This window comes from Corynebacterium sp. MSK008, assembly GCF_030232585.1.
In the GTDB taxonomy this organism is placed as follows: domain Bacteria; phylum Actinomycetota; class Actinomycetes; order Mycobacteriales; family Mycobacteriaceae; genus Corynebacterium.
On record NZ_JASPJX010000003.1, the window covers coordinates 147,567 to 166,797 of the forward strand.

Annotated in this window: 25 protein-coding genes; 14 read left to right on the top strand and 11 right to left on the bottom strand. The window is 65.2% G+C overall.

All coding sequences use genetic code 11. From position 1 onward, the window contains the following. Window positions 1-2 precede the first annotated feature (2 nt). A complete protein-coding gene (locus QP996_RS03655; protein WP_284871277.1) occupies window positions 3-266 on the top strand; it encodes an exodeoxyribonuclease VII small subunit in 264 nt (87 codons plus the stop codon). On the opposite strand, the gene QP996_RS03660 is transcribed toward QP996_RS03655, so the two are convergent. Next, window positions 232-813, bottom strand: a complete 582-nt coding sequence (locus QP996_RS03660) for a DUF4245 domain-containing protein (protein ID WP_284871279.1) — start codon at window positions 811-813, stop codon at window positions 232-234. The two genes, QP996_RS03655 and QP996_RS03660, sit on opposite strands and share 35 nt — an antisense overlap. Before the next feature lie 122 nt (window positions 814-935). Here QP996_RS03660 and glpX point away from each other — a divergent pair, with 122 nt between their 5' ends. Next, window positions 936-1,946, top strand: a complete 1,011-nt coding sequence (gene glpX / locus QP996_RS03665; RefSeq protein WP_284871281.1) for a class II fructose-bisphosphatase — start codon at window positions 936-938, stop codon at window positions 1,944-1,946. An 8-nt stretch (window positions 1,947-1,954) separates the two neighbouring features. Here the strand turns inward: glpX and QP996_RS03670 are convergent, their stop codons facing one another. Continuing rightward, complete coding sequence (locus tag QP996_RS03670) at window positions 1,955-2,647, bottom strand: CPBP family intramembrane glutamic endopeptidase (protein WP_284871282.1); 693 nt, start codon at window positions 2,645-2,647, stop codon at window positions 1,955-1,957. 103 nt (window positions 2,648-2,750) lie between these two features. On the opposite strand from QP996_RS03670, the gene QP996_RS03675 reads away from it, so the two are divergent. The 4 genes from QP996_RS03675 to QP996_RS03690 are packed head-to-tail and all read left to right on the top strand — an operon-like array spanning window position 2,751 to window position 6,895. Further along, the gene (locus QP996_RS03675; RefSeq protein ID WP_284871284.1) at window positions 2,751-4,151 is read left to right on the top strand and encodes a class II fumarate hydratase; all 1,401 of its coding nucleotides are present in this window, start codon (window positions 2,751-2,753) and stop codon (window positions 4,149-4,151) included. Between the two features lie 54 nt (window positions 4,152-4,205). After that, window positions 4,206-4,706 carry a hypothetical protein gene (locus QP996_RS03680; RefSeq protein WP_284871286.1) on the top strand — a complete coding sequence of 167 codons (501 nt, stop codon included), beginning with the start codon at window positions 4,206-4,208 and terminating at the stop codon, window positions 4,704-4,706. A 27-nt stretch (window positions 4,707-4,733) separates the two neighbouring features. Further along, window positions 4,734-5,342 (top strand): TetR/AcrR family transcriptional regulator, encoded by a 609-nt coding sequence (locus QP996_RS03685; RefSeq protein ID WP_284871288.1) that lies wholly within the window; start codon window positions 4,734-4,736, stop codon window positions 5,340-5,342. Next, window positions 5,336-6,895, top strand: coding sequence for an MDR family MFS transporter (locus tag QP996_RS03690; protein WP_284871290.1), 1,560 nt, complete (start codon window positions 5,336-5,338; stop codon window positions 6,893-6,895). Before QP996_RS03685 ends, QP996_RS03690 begins: the two co-directional genes overlap by 7 nt. A 17-nt stretch (window positions 6,896-6,912) precedes the next feature. Here QP996_RS03690 and QP996_RS03695 read toward each other — a convergent pair whose 3' ends face one another. The 3 genes from QP996_RS03695 to QP996_RS03705 all read right to left on the bottom strand — a co-directional run bounded on the left by QP996_RS03695 (window position 6,913) and on the right by QP996_RS03705 (window position 8,783). Further along, on the bottom strand, window positions 6,913-7,443 hold the full coding sequence (locus QP996_RS03695) for a GNAT family N-acetyltransferase (RefSeq protein WP_284871292.1): 531 nt from the start codon (window positions 7,441-7,443) through the stop codon (window positions 6,913-6,915). A 126-nt stretch (window positions 7,444-7,569) separates the two neighbouring features. Further along, on the bottom strand, window positions 7,570-8,151 hold the full coding sequence (locus QP996_RS03700; RefSeq protein ID WP_284871294.1) for an LGFP repeat-containing protein: 582 nt from the start codon (window positions 8,149-8,151) through the stop codon (window positions 7,570-7,572). A 53-nt stretch (window positions 8,152-8,204) separates the two neighbouring features. Beyond that, entirely contained in the window at window positions 8,205-8,783 is a 579-nt protein-coding gene (locus QP996_RS03705; protein ID WP_284871295.1) for a LysR family transcriptional regulator substrate-binding protein, read from the bottom strand. Between the two features lie 25 nt (window positions 8,784-8,808). On the opposite strand from QP996_RS03705, the gene QP996_RS03710 reads away from it, so the two are divergent. Further along, on the top strand, window positions 8,809-9,189 hold the full coding sequence (locus QP996_RS03710) for a DUF5997 family protein (RefSeq protein ID WP_284871297.1): 381 nt from the start codon (window positions 8,809-8,811) through the stop codon (window positions 9,187-9,189). Here the strand turns inward: QP996_RS03710 and glyA are convergent. Beyond that, a complete protein-coding gene (gene glyA, locus QP996_RS03715) occupies window positions 9,186-10,478 on the bottom strand; it encodes a serine hydroxymethyltransferase (protein ID WP_284871299.1) in 1,293 nt (430 codons plus the stop codon). The two genes, QP996_RS03710 and glyA, sit on opposite strands and share 4 nt — an antisense overlap. A gap of 113 nt (window positions 10,479-10,591) precedes the next feature. Here glyA and coaA point away from each other — a divergent pair, with 113 nt between their 5' ends. Next, window positions 10,592-11,515 (top strand): type I pantothenate kinase, encoded by a 924-nt coding sequence (gene coaA, locus QP996_RS03720; protein ID WP_284871301.1) that lies wholly within the window; start codon window positions 10,592-10,594, stop codon window positions 11,513-11,515. Here the strand turns inward: coaA and QP996_RS03725 are convergent, their stop codons facing one another. The 3 genes from QP996_RS03725 to mca are packed head-to-tail and all read right to left on the bottom strand — an operon-like array spanning window position 11,516 to window position 13,510. Continuing rightward, the gene (locus QP996_RS03725) at window positions 11,516-12,295 is read right to left on the bottom strand and encodes an isoprenyl transferase (protein WP_194560363.1); all 780 of its coding nucleotides are present in this window, start codon (window positions 12,293-12,295) and stop codon (window positions 11,516-11,518) included. 18 nt (window positions 12,296-12,313) lie between these two features. Further along, window positions 12,314-12,613, bottom strand: coding sequence for a hypothetical protein (locus QP996_RS03730; RefSeq protein WP_284871303.1), 300 nt, complete (start codon window positions 12,611-12,613; stop codon window positions 12,314-12,316). After that, window positions 12,614-13,510 (bottom strand): mycothiol conjugate amidase Mca, encoded by an 897-nt coding sequence (gene mca, locus QP996_RS03735; RefSeq protein ID WP_284871305.1) that lies wholly within the window; start codon window positions 13,508-13,510, stop codon window positions 12,614-12,616. Window positions 13,511-13,608: 98 nt separating this feature from the next. Between mca and QP996_RS03740 the strand changes: the two genes are divergently transcribed. The 3 genes from QP996_RS03740 to QP996_RS03750 all read left to right on the top strand — a co-directional run bounded on the left by QP996_RS03740 (window position 13,609) and on the right by QP996_RS03750 (window position 15,263). Next, complete coding sequence (locus QP996_RS03740; RefSeq protein WP_284871307.1) at window positions 13,609-14,067, top strand: DUF4307 domain-containing protein; 459 nt, start codon at window positions 13,609-13,611, stop codon at window positions 14,065-14,067. A 106-nt stretch (window positions 14,068-14,173) separates the two neighbouring features. After that, window positions 14,174-14,695: a transcription elongation factor GreA gene (gene greA / locus QP996_RS03745; protein WP_284871309.1), complete on the top strand. Its 522-nt coding sequence runs from the start codon at window positions 14,174-14,176 to the stop codon at window positions 14,693-14,695. Window positions 14,696-14,735: 40 nt separating this feature from the next. Beyond that, the gene (locus QP996_RS03750) at window positions 14,736-15,263 is read left to right on the top strand and encodes a hypothetical protein (protein WP_284871310.1); all 528 of its coding nucleotides are present in this window, start codon (window positions 14,736-14,738) and stop codon (window positions 15,261-15,263) included. Between the two features lie 70 nt (window positions 15,264-15,333). On the opposite strand, the gene QP996_RS03755 is transcribed toward QP996_RS03750, so the two are convergent. Next, window positions 15,334-16,140 (bottom strand): Bax inhibitor-1/YccA family protein, encoded by an 807-nt coding sequence (locus QP996_RS03755; protein ID WP_284871311.1) that lies wholly within the window; start codon window positions 16,138-16,140, stop codon window positions 15,334-15,336. Between the two features lie 135 nt (window positions 16,141-16,275). On the opposite strand from QP996_RS03755, the gene QP996_RS03760 reads away from it, so the two are divergent. Then, window positions 16,276-17,202 carry a suppressor of fused domain protein gene (locus QP996_RS03760; protein ID WP_284871312.1) on the top strand — a complete coding sequence of 309 codons (927 nt, stop codon included), beginning with the start codon at window positions 16,276-16,278 and terminating at the stop codon, window positions 17,200-17,202. On the opposite strand, the gene QP996_RS03765 is transcribed toward QP996_RS03760, so the two are convergent. Next, complete coding sequence (locus tag QP996_RS03765) at window positions 17,195-17,659, bottom strand: S-ribosylhomocysteine lyase (RefSeq protein ID WP_284871313.1); 465 nt, start codon at window positions 17,657-17,659, stop codon at window positions 17,195-17,197. The two genes, QP996_RS03760 and QP996_RS03765, sit on opposite strands and share 8 nt — an antisense overlap. A gap of 258 nt (window positions 17,660-17,917) precedes the next feature. Between QP996_RS03765 and QP996_RS03770 the strand changes: the two genes are divergently transcribed. Further along, window positions 17,918-18,790, top strand: coding sequence for a GDSL-type esterase/lipase family protein (locus QP996_RS03770; RefSeq protein WP_284871314.1), 873 nt, complete (start codon window positions 17,918-17,920; stop codon window positions 18,788-18,790). 27 nt (window positions 18,791-18,817) lie between these two features. Next, the gene (locus QP996_RS03775) at window positions 18,818-19,174 is read left to right on the top strand and encodes a DoxX family protein (RefSeq protein ID WP_284871315.1); all 357 of its coding nucleotides are present in this window, start codon (window positions 18,818-18,820) and stop codon (window positions 19,172-19,174) included. Window positions 19,175-19,231: the final 57 nt, after the last annotated feature.

Below are 19,231 nucleotides of genomic sequence, written 5' to 3' on the forward strand. Positions count from 1 at the left end.
GCATGACTGAGAACGCTTTCGGCACCGGCCAGGCCAACGACAACGCGCTGCCGGACCCGGCCACCTTGAGCTACGAGCAGGCCCGCGACGAGCTGGTCGAAACGGTGAAGATCCTCGAGCTGGGCCAGATGAGCCTGGACGAGTCACTGAAATACTGGGAGCGCGGCGAGGCGCTGGCGAAACGATGCGAGGTGCTCCTCGACGGCGCCTCCCAGCGCGTCGAGGAAGCCATCAGTTCCCGCCAGCAGCCTGAATCGGAGCAGTAGCCAGCGCGGTCGAGATCAGCTCCTCGAACTCGCGGGCCTCCCCGGCGCCGGTGAGCACCAGGCGGGCGTCGCCCGCGTCGACGACCCACAGGTCGCGCACGTCCTTCTCATCGGAGGAGTAGATCTCCACGCTGCGGCCGTCAATGTTTTCGGTGCGCTCCAGGGTGCGAGGCTTCGCGTCCGCGCCTTCTGCAGCTTCCTTCGCGTCGGCGCCGGTCTGCGTGAGCTGGATGAAGCCGCGGTCCGGGGTGACCCAGCCGACCGTCGGCGCCGGCTGGCCGCCCAGCATGGAGCGGCGTGCGGAGTTGGTGACCCAGCCTTCCGGCATCTCCGGGTAGCGCACCGGGAAGTCCACGCCGCGCGCCTCCAAGTCGAGGAAGGTCTCCGCGTCGACCTCCTGAACCGGCCCCTGCTCGGGCGCGCCGGGGTTAAACGAGCACAGCCCGGTCGCGCCGACAGCGACGACCATCAGCACGATGATGAGCACGGAGTTGATCGCGATGTCTCGTCCGTCCTGGAAGATGCGGGGTTTTTTGTTGCTAGCCACGCCGAACAGTATGGCATGCGCCCCCGCTTCCCCCTTAAAGGTGGGAAGAACGGGCAATTGTGCGATTGGTAGTGCCACAATAGAGGGGTCTTTTTGTGATTCATGTTTAGGAAGGCCTCCCCATGACCGAACAGTCCGATCTTTACCCCGACCGCAATCTCGCGATGGAGCTGGTGCGCGTCACCGAGGCCGCCGCGCTCGCCTCCGGCCGCTGGGTCGGCCGCGGCCAGAAGAACGAAGGCGACGGTGCCGCCGTCAACGCGATGCGCAAGATGATCAACTCCGTGGAGATGGACGGCGTGATCGTCATCGGCGAGGGCGAAAAGGATGAGGCCCCGATGCTGTTCAACGGCGAGCAGGTCGGCACCGGCCGCGGCGCCGCCGTGGACATCGCCGTCGACCCAGTCGACGGCACCCGCCTGATGGCCGAGGGCCGCCCGAACGCGATCTCCGTGATCGCCGCCGCGGACCGTGGCTCGATGTTCAACCCGCAGGACGCGTTCTACATGAACAAGATCGCCGTCGGCCCAGAGGCGGTCGGCGCGATCGACATCACGAAGTCGACCGCCGAGAACATCAAGTCGGTCGCCGAGGCGAAGGGCGTGCGCCCCGCCGACATCACGGTGGTCGTGCTCGATCGTCCGCGCCACAAGCAGCTTGTCGACGACATTCGCGCCGCCGGCGCCAAAGTCCGCTTCATCATGGACGGCGACGTCGCCGGCGCCATCGCCGCTGCACAGGACACCAGCTCCATCGACATTGCGATGGGTATCGGCGGCACCCCGGAGGGCGTCGTCACGGCGTGCGCTCTGAAGTGCCTGGGCGGCGAGATCCAGGGCATGCTCGCCCCGCAAGGCGACGAGGAGCGCGAGAAGGTCCTCGCCGCCGGTCACGACCTGGACCGCGTGTTGGGTATCAACGACCTGGTCACCTCCGACAACTGCTACTTCGCCGCCACCGGCGTGACCAACGGCGACATGTTGCGTGGCGTGACCTACCGCAAGTCCGGTGCCACCACCCGCTCGCTGGTGATGCGCTCGAAGTCCGGCACCGTGCGCTTCATTGAGTCCCAGCACCAGCTGACCAAGCTGCAGGACTACTCCGTGGTGGACTACACCGAGCCGGAGAACTAGGCCGCAGCCTAAAGCAACGCGCCGATCAGCGCCGCGCTGGCCAGCAGGTTGTTCACCACGTGCACGATGTAGCTGGCGGTGATGGTGCCGTGGAAGCGTGCCACCAGCGCTAGGCCAATGCCGGCGAAGAAGGTGAACACGATCGCCGGCGGCGCGATGTGGGCCGCCCCGAAAATCGCCGCGGTGGCCAGCACGCTCGCCGCCGCGGGCATCAGCGTGTCGAAGTAGTTCATGAGGACGCGGCGGAACACGATCTCCTCAATGAACGGCCCGATGAGCAGGTAGCCCACCAGCAAAAGCAGCACTGGCGCGGCGCTGTCCAAGTCCCGGGCGAGGGTCTCGCTGGCGGAGTCGCCGCGGGGCTCAAGTCCGAACAGCGGCGCGACAACCGACGTCGCTGCCGCAGAGCCGAGCACCACCGCCGGAGCCTGCCACAGCAGGTGCCAGCCCCGGCGCCCGAGCCGGGAGAAGCCGAGCTCGAGCCCGCGGTGCCGCATGTAGCGCACGAGCAGCACCGTCGGCACCGCCAACGCGACCAACACGGCAACCGGCAGCACCGTCAGCGCCACAGTCCGGGACACACCGGCGCGCACCAAAACCAGCCCCTGGCCGAGGAGCAGAACGTACATCGCCCCCATCGCGGCGGCCGCAACTCCCGCGTCCCTCAAAGTGGGGGTCTCCATGGCCTGCGGTTCGGGCATTTCGTCTCCTCGTCATGTCCGGTTGGTGCATAATCGTGCTGTGGAAAGGCACGCGCGCACTCTACCGCGCGCGGCGTGCACGCGACAGAAGTAAAGGACAATAATGGCTGATCAGGAATACCGCATCGAACACGACACGATGGGCGAGGTCAAGGTGCCCGTGGACGCTCTCTGGCGCGCCCAGACGCAGCGCGCTGTGGAGAACTTCCCCATCTCCGGCCGCGGCCTGGAGTCCCAGCAGATCCGCGCGCTCGGCCTGCTCAAGGCCGCGTGCGCGCAGGTGAACAAGGACCTGGGCAACCTGGACGCCGAGAAAGCCGACGCCATCATCGCCGCGGCGAAGGAGATCGCGGACGGCCAGCACGACGATCAGTTCCCCATTGATGTGTTCCAGACCGGCTCCGGCACGTCGTCCAACATGAACACCAACGAGGTCATCGCCTCCATCGCGAAGGCCAACGGCGTTGAGGTTCACCCGAACGACCACGTGAACATGGGCCAGTCCTCCAACGACACCTTCCCCACCGCCACCCACGTCGCCGCCACCGAGGCCGCGGCCAGCGACCTGATCCCGGCGCTGAAGGTGCTGCAGGAGTCCCTTGAGAAGAAGGCCACCGAGTGGCACGAGGTGGTCAAGTCCGGCCGCACCCACCTCATGGACGCCACCCCGGTGACCCTGGGTCAGGAGTTCTCCGGCTACGCGCGCCAGATCGAGCTCGGCGTCGCACGCGTCGAGGCCACCCTGGAACGCCTGGGCGAGCTCGCCATCGGCGGCACCGCCGTGGGCACCGGCATCAACACCCCGGCGGAGTTCGGTGGCAAGGTCACCGAGGAGCTGGTCAAGCTCACCGGTGTTGAGCAGCTGTCCGAGGCGAAGAACCACTTCGAGGCGCAGGCCAACCGCGACGGCCTGGTGGAGTTCTCCGGCGCGATGCGCTCCGTGGCTGTGTCCCTGTACAAGATCGCCAACGACATCCGCCTGATGGGCTCCGGCCCGCTGGCCGGCTTCGGCGAGATCCACCTGCCGGACCTGCAGCCAGGTTCCTCCATCATGCCGGGTAAGGTCAACCCGGTGCTGTGCGAGACCGCAACCCAGGTCTCCGCGCAGGTCATCGGCAACGACGTGGCTGTCGCGTTCGGCGGCACCCAGGGCCAGTTCGAACTCAACGTGTTCATCCCGATGATGGCGCGCAACGTCCTCGAGTCCTCCCGCCTGCTGGCGAACACGGCACGCCAGTTCGCCACCAAGCTTGTGGACGGCATCGAGCCCAACGAAGAGCGCATGCGCACCCTGGCCGAGTCTTCCCCGTCGATCGTGACCCCGCTGAACTCCGCGATCGGCTACGAAAACGCAGCCAAGATTGCCAAGCACGCGGTCAAGGAGGGCATCACCATCCGCCAGGCCACCATCGACCTCGGCTTCGTGGACGGCGAGAAGCTCACCGAGGAGGAGCTGGACAAGCGCCTCGACGTGCTGTCCATGGCCAATACGGACCGCAACTAGCACCTCACTAGAATCAGCCCCCAGCACATCAACCAACTTGCTGGGGGCTTTTTCATGCCTGATTCTTTCTCCGAGCTGCGCACCGCGGGCGGCCCGAACAAGCCGTGGGTCGTCGGTGGGGTGCTCGCGCTCATCGTCGCCATCATCGGCGTCGCGCTCGCGGCGGCCTACTGGTACGCCAACCCGCGCCCCGAACCGGTCAACGAGGTTCCCGAAACGGTCACTGTCACCGCGCAGCCGCAGCTTATCGACGATCCTTCGGCCCCCACCGGCACCTACACCGGAACGCTGAACAGCTTGGAAGACGATGCGAAGGTCAAGGCGTGGCCCGCGGTAGCGACCTTCGGCGGCGGCACCGCATCGGTGACCTACCCCCTGACCGGCTGCACGGCGCTGATCGGTGGAGGTGGCGAATCGATCCCGTTGACGAAGGCCTGTAATGACGGGCAGGGCCGTTGGGACGTCGAGAAGCAGGCGCCCGGCGTTGTGAAGCTGACCTACTCCGAGAATGACAATGCCCTGGTAGAAGGCGAGCTTTCCGCGGGCTTGCCTTAATGTGCACCGGGTGTAATATTGCACCCCGTGCAAAATAAGGGAATCAGGGAGCAGAAGCGGCGCGAGACGCTGCAACGCATCCGCGACGAGGCCGCGAAACTTGTCCGCGCGCACGGTTACGACAACGTCACCGTCGACGACATCTGCGGCGCCGCGAGCATTTCCCGGCGCACGTTTTTCAACTACGTCGACTCCAAGGACGAGGCGATCTTGGGCTCGTTCCCCTTCGCCTTCAGCGAGGACGCGCTCGCCGCGATCCGCAATACGCCGAGCGACAACGTGCTCGAACTTGTCATCCGCTCCGTCGAGGTAGAACCGGGGCGCTTCGACGGGCCGGCCGCGAAATGCCGGCGCGAGCTCTTGGAGAACAACCCGGGGCTGATGCACGCCGAAGCCGCCCGCAAACGCGGCTTCCTCACCGAGGTAGGCCGCGCGGTCTACGCCCACTTCGAGCGCTTCCCCGGCGACCGCAGACATGCCGGGACGCTGGAGGATGAGACGCAAATCATCGTGGTCCTCTTCCAGGGCGCGGTGAGCCGCTACCTGTGGCACCCTCCGGAGGGCACCGACCCCGTCGAGCAACTGCTAGCTAACGCACACGATCTTTCTACTTACGCAAAGGAGATGACATGGTAGAAAACCGCGCGGACAACCATCCGCTTCAAGCCACCGCGCCAAATGTGGGGCTGGTGTTCTCGGCCTTGCTGCTGACCATGCTGATGAGCTCGCTGGGGCAGATGATCTTCGCCACCGCCCTGCCCACCATCGTCGGCGAGCTCGGCGGCGTGGACCACATGAGCTGGGTTATCTCGGCGTTTCTGGTCACCATGACCATCGCCATGCCGGTCAACGGCAAACTCGGCGACATCCTGGGCCGCAAGTGGCTCTACATCACCGGCATCGGCCTGTTCGTGGTCGGTTCCACCATCGGCGGCTTCGCCCACACCATGGAGCTGTTGATCATCGGCCGCGCCGTGCAAGGCCTCGGCGCGGGCGGGATGATGGTGAACTCGCAGTCCATCATCGCCGAAGTGGTTCCTGCACGCGAGCGCGGCAAGTACATGGGTGTCATGGGCGCCGTGTTCGGCGTGTCGTCGGTGCTGGGTCCTGTGCTCGGCGGCTGGTTCACCGACGGCCCCGGCTGGCGCTGGGCGCTGTGGATGAACATCCCGCTGGGCATTTTGGCCATGAGCGTGTGCGCGGCCGTGCTGCGCCTGCGCCGCGGCTCCGCCAAGGGCATGCACTACGACTACCTGGGCACCACGCTGATGGTGGTGGCCACCACCTCGCTGATCCTCACCACCACGTGGGGCGGCACCCAGTATGAGTGGACCTCCCCCACCATCATCGCCACCTCGCTCATCGCGTTTGTTGCCGCCGTGACGTTCGTGTTCGTGGAGCTGCGGGCGACCAACCCGCTGATCCCGATGGACCTGTTCAAAAACCGCAACATGGTCCTGACCACCCTGGCAGGCACCGTGCTCGGCTTGGCCATGACCAGCGGGCTGGCGTACCTGCCCACCTACCTGCAGATGGTCCACCAGCTCACCCCCACCGAGGCGGGGCTGATGATGCTGCCGATGGTCATCGGCATGCTCGTCACCGGCATGACGGTCGGCTTCATCATCTCCAAGACCGGCCGTTACAAGATCTACCCGCTGGTTGGCATGCTCGTGACTACCCTGGGGCTGTTCCTGTTCTCGCGCCTGGAGGTCACCACGTCGCTGACCAGGCTGGGCGTCTACATGTTCATCTTCGGCTTCGGCCTCGGCCTGGTCATGCAGGTGCTGGTGCTGATCGTGCAGAACTCGTTCCCGCTCAAGCACGTGGGAACCGCAACGTCCACGAACAACTTCTTCCGTCAGATCGGCTCGTCGATAGGCGCGTCGCTTTCGGGCTCGCTGTTCATCCACAACATGCGCGACAACTTGGAGCAGCGCCTGCCGGAGGCGCTGGCGAAGCTGGGTCCGGAGGGTGAGGCGTACGCGGCGAAGTTCCAAGACGGCGGGGCCAACAGCCTCACCCCCGGCGGGGTCGCCCAACTGCCCGATCCTTTAAGAGAGGCGGTGCTGAGCAGCTACAACGACGGTCTTACCCCCGTGTTCCTGCTCATGGTGCCGCTGGCAATCATCGCTTTTGTCCTCCTGCTTCCGGTGCGCGAGGAGGCCCTCAAGGAGGACCTGAGCTAGCAGCGTCCCCCCCGGCGCTACTGCTCGCGCGACATTGGCAGAATCAACTCCCAAATGTCGCAGTCGCGCCACTCACCCTGGCGCTCGCCGTAAGCCATCCGCGCCATGTTGTGGAACGTGCCGACCTTTTCAAATCCGCGGGACTTGTGCAGACCCGCGGATCCCTCATTTTCGGGGAAGATCCAGGAGTGAATCGACCACTTGTGCAGGCTGATACAGGTCTGGATCAGGTGGTCCAACAAGGCTCCCGCGACGCCGCGACCGCGAGCGTCGGGGTGGGTGTAGATCGAATCCTCCACCACGCCGTGGAACACGCTTCGGGACGATGCCTTCGCAGCACCCACCCAGCCGAGCACCTTGTCGCCGTCGTCCGCGTCGACCGCCACGAAGACGGTCTCCATAATCTTCTTGCGGGAGAATTGCTCCCAGTTCTGCCCCTTGGTTTCCCAGGAGGCGTTGCCTGTCTGTAGCCCCATCTCGTAGATGGCTCTTACCTGCGGATAGTCTTCCGGTCGGATGGGCCGGATGGCAAAGTCCGATTTTTGCATGCGCCCCATTGTCCAGATTCGCCCCAGGGCGCGCAAACGTGGGTGAAACAACGCAAAAGCGCCACCCAGCCGAAGCCGGGTGGCGCTTGGAATCAGGCGAGGTTAACCCCGATTCGATGGACCGATTTACTTCTCGGTCACGATTGCGGTGAAGGCATCCTCGGTGCCGCCGCGGGTCCACTCGATGGTGCCGTTCTCAAACTCCTGGGTCCAGCCCGACTGGTCGGCGTTCTCGGTCTCCGGTGCGACCGGGAAGCCCAGCTTCTGGTCCAGGCGGACATCAGTCATCCACTCGTTAGCGATCTGGCCCCAGGTCGGAGCACCACCGGTGTTCTCGTTCCAGGTGATGTAGTGCTCGTTGTCGTAGGTGACGATCCAGCCGCCGTCGGTCTCCTCAACCGCCATCGGCTCGCCCCACTCCGGCTGAGCGTACTCGTCCATAGCGGCCTTCACACCTGCCGGAACCATCGCGGTTGCGCCGTCGGCGGTGGTGATCTCCTCGGTAGCCTCAGCGTCGCCAGCAGCAGCGGCGTCGGTGTTATCCGCGGTCTCGCCAGCGGTCTCGGTGGCAACCTCGGTCTCGGTAGCGGTCTCGGAGACAACCTCGGTGGAGGTCGGCTCGCCCTCGCCGTCGTTGGAGCAAGCAACCAGGCCGGTTGCGCCAAGGGTCAGGGCAGCTGCGGAAGCGACGATCTTACGGGAAAACATAATCATTACCTTTCATTCTTGAAATAAGTGCGCCGTCCATTATGAACTTTGCGTTAACGTCGAGTCCGCTTTGCACCCGATCGGGGGTGCGCATTTCCGCGTGAAGAACGCACCGTGCGCCCTTTGGTCACGCCGACAAAGTCCTGCACAGCGTCCGAATCGTCCGCCTTGCGCCACACGAGCGCGATCTGGGTCGCCGGCTCCTCGCCCACAAGGGGTAACGCTTTGATCTGTTTGCGCGCGAGGTTCTTCAACAACGGCAGCGGCGCGTAGGCCACGCCGACGTTTGCGGCGACGACTTGGAGGGCGGACCGGAGGTCGTCGATAGGCGATGGCCCGTCAAAGTTCACAATCTCCTCCGCGAGGTCTTCGCGGGTGACCTCACCCACCTCCGCGTAGACGGAATCCTTCGGCACTGCGACGCCAGCGGCCTCCTCGTAGAGGCGCACCACGTGGTGCTCGTCGGTGACGCGCTCGTCCGGTAGCCGCACCAGCGCCGCAGTCGCTTGCTTGCCGACGAGCACGAACGGATCATCCGACGGCACCGCCTCAAGGCGACTTCCAGTGAGTTCTTCGTATCGGCGGAACCACTTCCCCGGCTCAGTGCCGGTGGCGAAGGCAATGGTGAGCATGTCGCTCAATGCTACCGTTTTGACCATGACTGATCAGACCCCCTCCGGCACCGCCATGAAGCCGGTGACCGCCGCAAAGAAGCTGGGCATCTACCTCCCCGCCACCCCGCAGGAGTTCCAGGACGGTGCCGTGACCCACGCCGAGCTGCGCGAGTTGCAGGACAACCCGCCGCAGTGGCTGCAGGAACTGCGACTTTCGGGCCCGCACCCACGCCCCGAGGTCGCCCGCAAGCTGGGTATTTCCGTGACCGCGCTGAAAAACGCCGGCGTGGACCAGGCCATGACTACTGAAGAGATCCGCGCGCTGCTGGACGACCAGCCCGAATGGCTGCACAAAGCCCGCGCCGCTCTCGCGGAGCAGCGCGGGCGCGACGGCGCAAGCGCCGTCGAGGGGGAAGACGACTAGAGCATCTTCCAATCCTCGAGGTCCGGGTAGAGCGGGTACTTCCGCGCCAGGGCCTCAACGCGGCCGCGCAGCGCGTCCACATCGGCATCCTCGCCCTTGATCAGGGTCTCCGCGATGATCTCTGCGACCTCGCGGAAGTCCTCCTCGCCGAAGCCGCGGGTGGCCAGCGCGGAGGTGCCGATGCGCAGGCCGGAGGTCACCTTCGGCGGGCGCGGGTCGAACGGCACGGCGTTGCGGTTGACGGTAATGCCCACCGAGTGCAGCAGGTCCTCGGCCTGCTGGCCGTCCATTGGCGAGTTGCGCAAGTCCACCAGCACGAGGTGCACCTCGGTGCCTCCGGAGACGACAGAGACACCGGCGTCGCGTGCGTCGTCGTCAAGCAAACGCCCCGCCAACACCTTCGCGCCGTCGAGGGTGCGCTGCTGGCGGTCCTTGAACTCGTCCGTGCCCGCGATCTTGAATGCGGTCGCCTTCGCTGCCACGACGTGCATCAGCGGGCCACCCTGCTGGCCCGGGAAGACGGCGGAGTTGAGCTTCTTGTGCAGCTCCAGGTCGTTGGTGAGGATGAAACCGGAGCGCGGGCCGCCCAGGGTCTTGTGCACCGTGGAGGACACCACGTGCGCATGCGGGACCGGGTTCGGGTGCAGGCCAGCGGCGACCAGGCCGGCGAAGTGGGCCATGTCCACCCACAGGTATGCGCCGACCTCATCCGCAATCTTGCGGAACTCCGCGAAGTCCTCGTGGCGCGGGTAGGCGGACCAGCCGCCGATGATCACCTTCGGCTTGACCTCGTGGGCCTGTTTACGCAGCTTCTCCATGTCAATGAGATGGGTGTCCTCCTCCACCTCATACGCCGCAACGTTGTACAGGCGCCCGGAGAAGTTGATCTTCATACCGTGGGTGAGGTGGCCGCCGTGTGCCAGGTTCAAGCCCAAGATGGTGTCGCCGGGCTCCGCGAGCGCCATCAGCACCGCTGCGTTCGCCTGCGCACCGGAGTGCGGCTGCACGTTCGCGTACTTCGCGCCGAATACCTCCTTGGCGCGGTCGCGCGCCAAGTCCTCGATGACGTCCACGTGCTCGCAGCCGCCGTAGTAGCGGCGGCCCGGATAGCCCTCGGCGTACTTGTTGGTCAGCACCGAACCCTGCGCCTGCAGCACGGAGCGCGGCACGAAGTTCTCGGAGGCGATCATCTCCAAGGTGTCGCGCTGGCGCGCCAGCTCGTCCACAATTGCGGCGTGCACCTCGGGGTCGTAGGTGGCCAGATCCTGGTAACGGAGGTCTTCAGACACGTCGACCGGGTCCTTTCTTTTCGCGTTGACAACGGTTTCTCGAAGTATAGGAAAATCGGCACGACAAGAAGGTGGATTTATTCCCCTTTTGCGCGGGTGCAACAATGGTGGCTATGTCACGAGCCGATTCGTCGCCGTACCTCGACTTCCACCGCGAGGATTGGCGCAAACGCCGCGCCAAAATGCCCCAGGTGCTCACCGAGGAAGAGTTGGAGAAGCTCTCCGGCATCGGCGAGAACCTCGACCTGCAGGAGGTCGAGGACATCTACCTGCCCCTGTCGCGCCTGATCCACCTGCAGGTGCGCGCCCGGCAAAAGCTCACCAACGCCACCGAGACGTTCATCGGCGGCGACCCGGGGCACGTACCGTTCATCATCGGCCTGGCCGGCTCGGTTGCCGTGGGCAAATCCACCACCGCGCGTGTGCTGCAGGTGCTGTTGCAGCGGTGGGACTCGCACCCGCGGGTGGACCTAGTCACCACCGACGGCTTCCTCCACCCCAAGGCGGTGCTGGAGGAACGCGGGATCATGAAACGCAAAGGTTTCCCGGAGTCCTACAACCGGAGAAACCTCATGCGTTTTGTCACCGAGGTCAAATCCGGCCAGCCGGTGGTCAAGGCCCCGATCTACTCGCACGAGGCCTACGACATCCTCCCAGACGAGTTCGTGGAGGTCCGCCAGCCCGACATCCTCATCCTCGAGGGCCTAAACGTGCTGCAGACCGGCCCGACACTGATGGTCTCCGACCTGTTCGACTTCTCCATCTACGTCGACGCGAAGACCGCAGACATCGAGCGCTGGTACATCGAACGCTTCCTCAAACTGCGCGACACCTCGTTCCAGCAGCCCGGCAACCACTTCGAGGGCTTCGCTGGCATGGACGACTCCGAGGCCACCTACGCCGCGCGCGAGCTGTGGCAGACCATCAACCTGCCCAACCTGGTGGAAAACATCCTGCCCACCCGCGTGCGCGCCTCACTGGTGCTGCGCAAGGACTACGACCACACCGTCCAGCGCGTGCGCATGCGCAAGATGTAGCTACTTGCCAAAGCGGCGGGAGCGCTGCGAGTAGTCGCGCAGCGCGCGCAGGAAATCGATCTTGCGGAACGCCGGCCAATAAATGTCGGTGAACCAGATCTCCGAGTACGCCGCCTGCCACAGCAAAAACCCGGACAGACGCTGCTCGCCGGAGGTACGGATGACCAGGTCCGGGTCCGGCTGGCCGGAGGTGTAGAGGTGCTCTGCGATGGACTCCACGGTGATCTCGGCGGCCATCTCTGTGGCCGGTACTCCGGCGTGAGCTTTGTCGTCGATAAGCGATTGCACCGCATCCACGATCTCCTGGCGCCCGCCGTAGCCGACCGCGATGTTGACGGTGAGGCCGTGCTTCGTATCGGTTGCGGCCGCCCCCTCGCGCATACGCTTCGCGACGTCCTCCGGCAACAAATCCAAATGCCCCACCAACCGCACGCGGCAGGTGTAATCCTCCGTGGCCAGATCCTCGATGACCCCGGAGATGATGTCGAAGAGCAGCTCCACCTCTTCAGTGGTGCGCTGCAGATTCTCCGTGGAAAGCAGGTAGATGGTGAGCACGTCCACGTCCATCTCCGCGGACCAGCGCACAAGCTCGCCGATCTTCGCGCCGCCGACGCGGTGGCCGTGGGAGATATCCTCGAAGCCTGCCTCGCGCGCCCAACGACGGTTGCCATCGGCCATCACGGCGATGTGCTTCGGGCGCTTTTTGCCGCGCAGCTCACGCTTTAGGCGCGCCTCATACAGCGGGTACAGCGGATATCGCAGCTTCGAAAGGACAGACACGGGATAAATTCTAGCCAGCTAAAAAGCGTTTTTCTTGCGCTGGTCCTTCACACCGGCCTTCTCCATGGCCTCATCGATCGCTTTCTCATCGAACGGGTCGATCCCACGGGCCTCCGCAAACGCCTGGCGGCGCTTGAACCGGGAGAAGCGGCGGTGAAACGACCACCCGATGAACAGCACCACGATTGCCAGGACCACCAGTAGCAGCAGGCCGACCGGCGAGGCTTTGCCGAAATCCGGACCAACCGGGGTCTCGCCCGGGTTCTGGGCGAGCACGAAGTTCGCGGCGTTCGCCGCCGCGACAGTAAACGTTGTCATTTAGTTTTCCTCCTCGGTGCCTGCTTCGGGGCCTGCTTCGATGCCGGCGAACAGATCCGTCTCCGGCAAGGTGGTCTCCACCCTGGACGCGGCGAGCTCGAACTCCTCGGTGGGCCAGACGTCCTGCTGGTCCTCCACCGGGCTGGCCAGGAACGCACCGGCGGGGTCGATCTGCGTGGCGTGCGCAGTAAGCGCCTCGGCGCGCTGCTGGAAGTAGCCGGCGCACTCCACCTGAGTGGTCACACGGTCGAATACGTCGCCTTCATTTTCCTCCCAGCGCTTGATCATCAGCTCGTACGGGCTCTTCTTCCCGCGCTGAATCAGGCGCTCCTGCAGAAGCTTCATGCGCTGCAGGATAAAGCCGTGCGAGTAGTACAGCTTCAGCGGCGTCCACGGCTCGCCGGTGCCGGGCGCAAACTTCGGGTCGCCAGCGCGCTCCCAGGCGATCATGGAGACCGCGTGCACCATCAGGTGGTCCGGGTGCGGGTAGCCGCCGTTTTCGTCGTAGGTGATGATCACGTGCGGGCGGAACTCGCGGATCTGCTCCACGATCTTCACCGCGACCTCCTCCGGGTCCTGCACCGCGAACGACCCTTCAGGCAACGGCGGCAGCGGGTCGCCCTCCGGCAGCCCGGAATCCTCGTAGCCCAGCCAAACATGCTCGACACCGAGCGCGGCCGCGGCACGCGCCATCTCCTCCCGGCGCACCTCGAGGATGTTGTCCAGCACACCGGGGCGGTCCATGGCCGGATTGAGGACGTCGCCGCGGCGGCCGTCAGTGCAAGTGACGACTTTGACGCGGTTGCCTTCCGCGGCGTACTTGGCCATGGTGGCCGCGCCCTTGGAGGACTCGTCGTCTGGGTGGGCGTGAATGGCCATGAGACGCAACCCGGTCACTCGATCAATCCAACTTTCGTAGGGGTCAGTTCTGTACCTCCGCGCCATCTTAGTACCATCGACGCTAAAGTCCTTACCACCTGCAAGGAGCCGTTTCTGTGAGCACCGCAACCTCTCCCCGCCCCGCCGAGCGATACGGCCGCAAACGCGGCTCCGGCGGCTCCACCGGCGGCAAAGTGGTGGCGGTTGTAGCCGCGCTGCTCATGCTTGGCCTACTGTTCGTCGGCGCCCGCACGATCATGGAGCGCTTCAACCAACCGGTCCGCGCCGAATTCATTTCGCAGGAGCATATCGACGACGAAACGGGCCGCCTGTGGATCGACGTGAGCCGCAAAAACCCGGACACGCCGGCATACTGCATCGTCACAGCCGTGGACTACTCGCACGCGGAGGTAGGACGACGCGAGGTAGTCCTGCCCGCTAACGGTGAGGAGCACTCCCGCATCGCCGTGGACCTGCCGCTGCGCGAGCCGCTGGTGTCGGGGCGCATCTACGGCTGCTCCGAAAATCTCCCCTTCTACATGGACCCGGAGAGCAGCTTCTACGCAGCACGCTAGCGAAAACCGCCTGAGTCGCGTGTGGTAATCTTCCGGCTGTATATCTGCACACATTGGCCCGCGAGCGGCGGGCCGATTTCACGTATCAGGGAAGGTTTAGACCCCTATGGCTGAATCCCAGCAGCAGTACATCACTCCTGAAATGAAGGCCAAGCTCGAGGCCGAACTGCAGCAGCTCATTGACAACCGCCCCGCCATCGCGGCCGAAATCAACGAGCGCCGCGAGGAGGGCGACCTCAAGGAGAACGCCGGCTACGACGCAGCCCGCGAGCAGCAGGACCAGGAGGAGGCGCGCATCAAGCAGATCTCCGAGATCCTGTCCAACTCCACCACTGAACGCACCGGCATCGTCGAAGGTGTCGCCCACGTCGGTTCCGTCGTGCACGTCTACTACGACGGCGACAAGGACGACCGCGAGACTTTCCTCATCGGCACCCGCGCGGCGTCTACCGACAACGCAGATCTGGAGACGTACTCGGAGCAGTCCCCGCTCGGCGCGGCCGTCGTCGGCGCTTCCGAGGGTGAAACCCGCAAGTACACCGCCCCGAACGGCCGCGAGATTTCCGTCACCATCGTCTCCGCCGAGCCGTATGATTCAGTCAAGGCCTCCACGCCCCGCGCGAAGTAGCCAGTACTTTTCTCTTTTTCAAAACAGAAGGACCATTCCTGTGATTGCCACCTCTTCCCGCAAAGCAGTAGCCGGCGTCGCCGCCCTGGCAGCTATCGCCCTGGCAGGCTGCACCCCTCCGCACGAGAACCCCTCCTCCGAGAAGGTCGACACCGCCACCACTCAGGATCCGAACTCCCTGAAGGGCGCCGGCACCGCGACCACCGCCACCAGCACCGCGACGGCGACCAACGTCACCGAGGCGAACGCCGTGCAGGAGCAGGAGACCGCCGAGGCCGCCGTCGCTGCAGCCCCGGTGTTCAATAACTGCGGCGCCACCGACCTGGTGCGCCCGGACCGCCTGACGGTGGACTGCGCCAACCAGGACGACTTCCTGGAGAACATCGTCTGGGAGCAGTGGGGTGAGGACCTCGCTGAGGGCACCGGCACCCGCGTCGTTGTCTCTCCGGACAACCGCGAAGAGGACGTGAAGGTTGTGCTGGGCAATCCGGAGATCGTCGATGGCAAGCCGGTGTTCACCACCGTTTCTGTCGACGGCCAGTCGGTCGTGCCGGACAACAACTACTAAGCCACCGTGCGCATAGCAAAGCGCCTCGCCCCGGAGCTGATCCGGAAGCGAGGCGCTTTTTGCCGCGGGCCTAGCGGTCGTTGAAGTAGGACAGCAGGCGCAGGATTTCGGTGTAGAGCCACACCAGGGTCACGGCCAGGCCCAGGGCGACACCCCAGGAAGCGCGTTCCGGCGCACCAGTTCGGACCAGCTTGTCGGCCAGGTCGAAGTCCTGCAGGAAGGACAGTGCTGCCAGCACGACGCAGACCACGCCGAAGATGATGGACAGCGTGCCGCCGTCGCGAAGCGGGGAAATGCCAGCGAAGATTGCCAGCAGGAGGTTGCCCACCGCCATGATGGCCACACCGAAGATCAGGCCGGTGAGGATACGGTTGAAGCGGGGGGTCACACGGATCGCACCGCGCCGGTACACCACGAGCATGCCGATGAACACGCCGACCGTGCCCAGGATGGCCTGGAAGATCAGCTGGCTGGCATCCGCGCCGCCGACGGTGAACCAGCCGGAGACAGTCAGGGAGAATCCGCCGAGAAACAGGCCCTCGAACGCGGCGTACAGCAGCGTCAACGTCTTCGAGCCGAACTCGCGGCGGAACGCGTTGACAAGGGTGACGATGAAGCCGCCGATGGCACCGACGACTGTCAGAATGACGCCGAGTTGCGGGTTGCCGGTGAGGAAGATGCCGAAGTTCACGGCGGCGAACGCGATGATCACGGCGAGGGTGATGCCCGTCTTGGTCACCACGTCGTCCACCGTCATCGGGCGTTGCTGATCAATTTCGGGCGCGTACCCCGGCAGCGTTGCGGTGTGGCCGGCCTGGTAGCCGTTGTCCGCATCCGCCCCCGGAATATTGCGCAGAACGGGGTTAGTGCTTCTCACGTCGCACAGTTCCTTTCCAATGGGGTTTTGGTCCAAGAGTTCACGGGGTATAACGCCACACTTACCAAAAAGGTTCCCACAGGCGGAGTATCAGCTAAACGCTTCCCTCAGCTCGCCGGGGATATGGTGGGCTTTATGGGAGTGCTCGACAATGTCCGCCGCGGCCCCAGAACCGGCGGCGAGGTGGTGCGTGGCCACATCGCGCAGGCCGCTGGCGGCACGGACGCGTACGTGTTTTCCTACCGCAACTTGGAGGTCCACGCGTATGTGTTGCCCGAGCCTGTCCCCCACGTGCTGTACTGCACCTACGGCAAGTCCCGCGTGGAGTCTTCCCAGCCGTCCGCGGGAACCCAGACGGAGCTCACGTTGCGTGTGCCGGGCACGCCTGCGCTTCCCGACGAGTGGCCGGCCCGCCTGCTCGCCCGCGCAGCCCGCGACGACATCGAGCCGGGCCACTACCTCGTGTTGGACAACCCGCGCGGCACGCTCACCGGCTTCGTCTTTGTCACCGACCCGGTCCTCGGCGTGCTGGACGGGCCCACCGGCCTGATCCGGTTCACCTACGCGGTCGGCATCAACGGCGACGACGTGGACCAGATGCTGTCCTGGGACCCGTTGAAGTTCGCCGCCTTTGTCGGCGACCGCGTGCCGCTGGGGCTTACCTCAACGGACCGCGAACCACTCAGCGCTGACGCGCAGGATCGGGCATTGTTGGAGGATACGGTGGCGGACGAAGGGTCGTCGATAGGCGCGATGCATGCCCGCTACCTCGAAGTCGACGCCGCAGGCCGCGTGGACCTGGACCCGGCGGCTGCGCGCGCGTTGATCCGCGCCGCGCGCCACCGGCTGCTGCACGGAAGGTCATTCGCGCTGCTCAACGACGAGACGTGGCTGCTGCTGAACCCGCAGGCCCGTGCAGCAGAGCTCACGGATAGCCACATCATCGTCCCCGCCACCGACGCGTTCGCCCACGAGCTGCTCGCAACGTTCGACGCGGCGCCAGGCGTCTACCGCCTGCGCACCGCGCCGCTAGAAATCCGGGTCGTGGACCCGACTACTTAAAAACGGTGCCCCACTCGTCGCGCTTGTCCAAAAACGCCTGCGCCTCGCGCTTGGCGGCCTCCAGGTCGTGGCTTGCGCCCCAGCCGCACTGTTTCTCGTTGGCGGCCGGCACCTCGTTAGCGTTCGTGATGTCGGTGAGTGTCTTTTCCACCAGCTCGGCGACCTCAGCCTCGGCGACGTCGCCGGAAAGCATGAGGTAGAAGCCGGTCTGGCAGCCCATCGGGCCGAAGTCGATGACATTGTCCGCGTGGTTGCGGGCGTGCTCGGCGAACATGTGCTCCAGCGAGTGCACCGCCGGCATCTCCAGGTGCTCGGCGTTGGGCTGCTTGAAGCGGATGTCCCACTTCACCAGCGTGTCACCTGCGGGCAGCTCCTTGCGATCCGCAAGGCGGATGAACGGGGCGGCTACCTTGGTGTGGTCGAGATTGAAGGATTCCACATTCATACGATCAGTCATGGCCTTAACTCTACTGAACGGAGTCGCACGCGCCCACCACCCTTGTTTGGTTCCGCGACGATCTTCGCTGGCGTGGGCGGCTTCGCGCGGGGAGGCTACGGGTGTGCTTATCGACGACACCTCCGGCCCCGACCACTCGGCCGCACCGCCGCGTGGTGGCGCGAGCGCAGCGTGGCCTGCTTGAGCGAGAAGCTCCCAATTATCCGCGAGCAGGGCGATCCCCGCGAGATCATCCCGACGCCAGGTAGTGTCAACAGAATGAAGGCTTTGCTCCATAAAGTCACTGTCGGCATTGCCGCGTGCGCGACCGTAGTCGCCGCCACAATCACGCCTGCCACTGCCCAGCCGGCTGGCAACGTGGTCGTTTTCGGCGATTCGTTCACCTCAAACCCGGACCAGTACCGCAACTCCGCGCTCAACGTCACGGGAAGTTCGCAGCTTTCCTCGGGATCTTCGGAGCGGCTGGTCGCCTCCTACCCCAGCCAGGCATGGTGCCTGCAAGGCCCGGACAACTGGCCGCGCCAGCTCCAAGCACGCACCGGCCTCAACGTCGCGGACTGGTCGTGCACCGGCCACAAATCTGCGAACCTACTGGGGCATATCGACCACGCGGTGCGCGCCGGCGACCTCAACGCCAACACCCGGGCGGTGACGCTAGCGGTCGGGTTCAACGATCACTGGCGCCCGCTTATCGACTCCCCAGGCACCCCGTACAACGCTACCGCGGTGCGCGACGACTACTTCCGCAACATGCACGAGGCCGTGGCCAAGGTGCGCGCCGCCGCACCCCGGGCCAAAATCCTCATCCCAGGAATGCTCTCGGTCACAGACGGTGCCGGGAGAGTCTGCCTGATCAACGTCGCGCCGAACGCCCCGCTCGGCGTCCCCGCACCCCGGGTGCGGCAGTGGGAGCAGCGCACCCAGAACTATCAGCGCGCATTCGCCGCCCAGGTAGGCGCGACGTTCATCGACATTCGCTCTCTTTCAACCGATCACAGCACCTGCGCCCGCGACGCCGACCGCTGGGTCGCGGGACTCATCGACACCACCACGGCTGGCTACAACATGGCCCTGCACCCCTCCCGCGCCGGGTCCGCCTTCGTGGCCGACCAGGTCGCCCGCGCGTTGTAACCGGGGCCCGGGCGTAGGCTCGGGCCAATGACACCGTTGCAAAAGTTCCTCATCCCTTTATTCGCAGGCGCGGGCGTGCTCCACTTTGCAAAGCCGCAGCCTTTCGACGGCATCGTGCCCGACGCTCTCCCCGGCTCCGCACGCACCTACACGTACGTCTCCGGCGCGGCCGAGCTCACGGCCGCTGCCCTGCTGGCGAATCCCACAACCCGCGCGGCCGGCGGCAAGTTCGCCGCGGCCCTTTTGACGGCGGTGTGGCCGGCGAATTTCCAGATGGCGTGGCAGTGGCGCGATGAGCCCTGGCAGAAACAGATCATCTCCATCGGACGCCTGCCGCTGCAGATCCCGCTGATCAAGGCAGCGCTCAGCGCGGCGAAGAAGTAGCTTCCCAAAACTGGCCCCACAAGGGTCGGTGGCTGCTTACACTTTGGCTGCATCTCA

What these genes read in the sequence shown, in the direction of transcription:
- QP996_RS03655 (WP_284871277.1), top strand. Translation starts at nt 3, where the DNA reads ATGACTGAGAACGCTTTCGGCACCGGCCAGGCCAACGACAACGCGCTG.
- glpX (WP_284871281.1), top strand. Translation starts at nt 936, where the DNA reads ATGACCGAACAGTCCGATCTTTACCCCGACCGCAATCTCGCGATGGAG.
- QP996_RS03670 (WP_284871282.1), bottom strand. Translation starts at nt 2,647, where the DNA reads ATGCCCGAACCGCAGGCCATGGAGACCCCCACTTTGAGGGACGCGGGA.
- QP996_RS03675 (WP_284871284.1), top strand. Translation starts at nt 2,751, where the DNA reads ATGGCTGATCAGGAATACCGCATCGAACACGACACGATGGGCGAGGTC.
- QP996_RS03680 (WP_284871286.1), top strand. Translation starts at nt 4,206, where the DNA reads ATGCCTGATTCTTTCTCCGAGCTGCGCACCGCGGGCGGCCCGAACAAG.
- QP996_RS03690 (WP_284871290.1), top strand. Translation starts at nt 5,336, where the DNA reads ATGGTAGAAAACCGCGCGGACAACCATCCGCTTCAAGCCACCGCGCCA.
- QP996_RS03695 (WP_284871292.1), bottom strand. Translation starts at nt 7,443, where the DNA reads ATGCAAAAATCGGACTTTGCCATCCGGCCCATCCGACCGGAAGACTAT.
- QP996_RS03700 (WP_284871294.1), bottom strand. Translation starts at nt 8,151, where the DNA reads ATGTTTTCCCGTAAGATCGTCGCTTCCGCAGCTGCCCTGACCCTTGGC.
- QP996_RS03705 (WP_284871295.1), bottom strand. Translation starts at nt 8,783, where the DNA reads ATGCTCACCATTGCCTTCGCCACCGGCACTGAGCCGGGGAAGTGGTTC.
- QP996_RS03710 (WP_284871297.1), top strand. Translation starts at nt 8,809, where the DNA reads ATGACTGATCAGACCCCCTCCGGCACCGCCATGAAGCCGGTGACCGCC.
- coaA (WP_284871301.1), top strand. Translation starts at nt 10,592, where the DNA reads ATGTCACGAGCCGATTCGTCGCCGTACCTCGACTTCCACCGCGAGGAT.
- QP996_RS03730 (WP_284871303.1), bottom strand. Translation starts at nt 12,613, where the DNA reads ATGACAACGTTTACTGTCGCGGCGGCGAACGCCGCGAACTTCGTGCTC.
- greA (WP_284871309.1), top strand. Translation starts at nt 14,174, where the DNA reads ATGGCTGAATCCCAGCAGCAGTACATCACTCCTGAAATGAAGGCCAAG.
- QP996_RS03760 (WP_284871312.1), top strand. Translation starts at nt 16,276, where the DNA reads ATGGGAGTGCTCGACAATGTCCGCCGCGGCCCCAGAACCGGCGGCGAG.
- QP996_RS03765 (WP_284871313.1), bottom strand. Translation starts at nt 17,659, where the DNA reads ATGACTGATCGTATGAATGTGGAATCCTTCAATCTCGACCACACCAAG.
- QP996_RS03770 (WP_284871314.1), top strand. Translation starts at nt 17,918, where the DNA reads ATGAAGGCTTTGCTCCATAAAGTCACTGTCGGCATTGCCGCGTGCGCG.
- QP996_RS03775 (WP_284871315.1), top strand. Translation starts at nt 18,818, where the DNA reads ATGACACCGTTGCAAAAGTTCCTCATCCCTTTATTCGCAGGCGCGGGC.